Origin of the sequence: Streptomyces sp. NPDC007162 (assembly GCF_040634175.1) — a bacterium.
GTDB lineage: Bacteria > Actinomycetota > Actinomycetes > Streptomycetales > Streptomycetaceae > Streptomyces.
Genome location: NZ_JBEYFC010000822.1, coordinates 1 through 2,717, shown reverse-complemented (window position 1 = coordinate 2,717; position 2,717 = coordinate 1). Strand labels below are relative to the sequence as shown.

At 73.3% G+C, this 2,717-nt stretch carries 3 protein-coding genes; 1 reads left to right on the top strand and 2 read right to left on the bottom strand.

Going from position 1 to position 2,717, the window contains the following annotated elements; all coding sequences use genetic code 11:
- Both ABZ646_RS44465 and ABZ646_RS44460 read right to left on the bottom strand, forming a co-directional pair.
- On the bottom strand, positions 1-327 hold a 327-nt coding region (locus ABZ646_RS44465; protein ID WP_360532880.1), incomplete at its 3' end, for a winged helix-turn-helix domain-containing protein.
- A gap of 271 nt (positions 328-598) precedes the next feature.
- Positions 599-1,576: an EamA family transporter gene (locus ABZ646_RS44460; RefSeq protein ID WP_360532877.1), complete on the bottom strand. Its 978-nt coding sequence runs from the start codon at positions 1,574-1,576 to the stop codon at positions 599-601.
- Between the two features lie 551 nt (positions 1,577-2,127).
- On the opposite strand from ABZ646_RS44460, the gene ABZ646_RS44455 reads away from it, so the two are divergent.
- A partial coding sequence (locus tag ABZ646_RS44455; RefSeq protein WP_360532874.1) for an FAD/NAD(P)-binding protein occupies positions 2,128-2,717 on the top strand: 590 nt, incomplete at its 3' end.

Here is a 2,717-nt window from a genome sequence, read left to right as displayed (position 1 = left end):
GCCGCCCCCGGTGGCGAGGAGATAGCCGCCCGGGAGGGTCACCAGGACGTCCTTCGCGGAGCGCGCGCCGGCGTCCCCCGGTGCGGTGTTCCGGCGCAGGGCCGTCGCGATGTGTTCCCGGAGTTGGAGTACATAGGTCTGGAGCGTGGTGCGGGCACTGCGCGGCGGTGTGCCGGCCCAGAGTTCCTCGATGAGGGTCGCGACGGGCACCACCCGGTCGGCGCGCAGGGCGAGCAGGGCCAGCACCTGGCGTGGCTTCGGTGCGGTCGGGGCGATGGAGATCCCGTTCTCCGTCACGTCGAGTTCACCCAGCAGCCCGATGTCCACCTGCGTCTCCCTGGTCCTGTCAACCGGCACTCCGCCAGTAGAAAACAGCACAACCGGTCTGTCAACCGACCGGCGCCCGGGCGGATTTCGACGCGGCTCCCGGGAACAACGGTAGCCGGGAACCCGCCCCGCCGACCGGCGAACCCGCAGTACAGCAGGGCTGGTTCGTTCGTCGGCCGCGCCGGTCGGCACCGGTCGGGCCACTCGGACCGGTCCCCGAGCGGCAGGACACTCCCGCTCGGAGACCGACTGAATGACACCATCTGGTCGGTTACTCGACCGAGTTGCGGGTCACCTGTCGCGACCGCGGCGCCCGACGGGGGGCGAGGACGACGATCCCCAGCGCCAGCACCGCGAGTCCGCACCAGGACACGGCGGGCAGGCGCTCACCGAGGACCGTGACGCCCAGAACCGCGGCCACGGCCGGCTCCGCCAGGGTCAGGGTCGTCGCGACCTGGGCGGCGGTGTGGCGCAGGCCGTATCCGAAGAGCCGGTAGCAGACGAAGGTGGTGACCGCCCCGAGGTACAGGACGACCAGCCCGCCGCGCACCGTCGGGAGCCAGGCCGCGGCGCTCCACAGCACCACCGGCAGCACGAGCAGCGCCGCTCCGCCGAACAGCACGCCCGGCACCGCGCCCCGGTGCCCGCCGGCGATGAGTTCCCCGCCGACCAGGGCGTACCCGGCGTACGACAGTCCCGCGAGCCCCGCCAGCAGGACGCCCAGCACGTCGACGGGGGCGCCGGCACCGGCGAGGTCGGGCCCGAGGACGAGAACCGTGCAGCCGAGGACGGCCGCCGCGGTCGCGGTCGTCCAGCGGGCGGTGGGCCGGGACCGGCCGGTGAACAGGCCGAGGAGGCCCGCGAGGACGGGGGCGCCGCCGAGCGCGATCACGGTGGCCGCGGCCACGCCGGTACGGGCCACGGCTGGGTAGAACGTGAGGGGATAGCCGGCGACCGCGAGGGCACCCAGAACGAGGAGTCGGCGTTCGCCGCCGGTGCAGGTCCGGGGCAGGGCGCGACTGCCCGGTGCGGCCAGGAACAGCAGGATGCCGCCGAGGACCAGGCCCGCGGAGCCGACGGCGGCGGCCGGCACCCCGGCGGGAGCGAGGGAACTTGCGGTCCCGGTGGTACCCCACAGCACGGCGGCCGTGAGGATCGGGGGCGGCCCGGCGAACGGGCCGGCGGGGCGGGGACGCGGACACGCGGCGGCGGCGCCGGTCAGCGCGGGGGATGAGGTGTCGTTCGGCACAGTCGTGAACTTCCGTCGTCGAATACCGTCTGCGGACCGGTTTCGGAACGGGCGCACGACACAGGCCCCGGGTCGCCTGGAAGGCAGGGCCGGGAGGGTGGTTCGAGCCGTCGGTGAGTGCGCCCGGTCAGGCGCAGAGCGGCGGCAGGACGACGTGCCAGTGGATGTTCACGGGACGACCGTACCGGGACGGCCCCCGAGTCCGTCGGCTCGTCCGGGCTTCGGGACACCCGCTCCGGCTCGCGCCCGTCGAAGGGACGTTCGGCACGGAATCCGACGGTGTTCCGCACGGCTGCCGTCGCCGACCGGTCCTGGCGGATCCGTGATCGCTTGAATTCGCCCTACGCACGTCGATGACACGGTCGGCGTCGCTTGTCGTATGGTTCGACCAAGTTTTGGCCAACGTGCGTCGTTATCGTTTCCACCCGCATGCCGGTGGGAGAGACTCACCCGCGGAGGGGGGACGCGCACGGCCGTTTCACGCCGGCCGTGCCATCCCGCAGTGTCGCGCCGCCCCGGGGAAGGCGGCGAGCAGACCAGCGGAGGAATGCATGACGCAGTCGCTTCCGGGGCAGCGCCCTGCCCAGGAGCAGGCGTTCACCGGGCGTGGGCGGCCACCGGTCGTCGTGGTCGGCGCCGGGCCGTACGGGCTGTCGGTGGCCGCCCATCTGCGGGCGGCGGGGACGCCGGTCCGCATCTTCGGTGAGGTGATGGGAAGTTGGCGGCATGCCATGGCCACCGGGATGTTCCTGAAATCGACGCCGGACGCCACCGACCTGTCGGCGCCGGAACCGGGGGGCCGGCTGGCGGACTTCCGGCGCGAGCACGGCGAGCCCGAACTGACCGAGCTGACCCCGATCCCGTGCGATGTCTTCGTACGGTACGGGCAGTGGTTCCAGAAGCGGTACGTCGGTGAGGTGGAGCCGGCCCGGGTGACGTCGGTCGAACGGTCCGCGTCGGGATCCGGCTTCGTGGTCCGGGCGGACGACGGGCAGGAGTTGGCGGCCTCGGCCGTGGTGGTCGCGACCGGGCTGAACGGACTCGCGCATGTGCCGGCGGAGTTGCGGCGTCTCGCACCCGAGGGACCCGGCCCGCACGCGGCCGTGTCGCACACCAGCCACCACACCGATCTGTCGTCGTA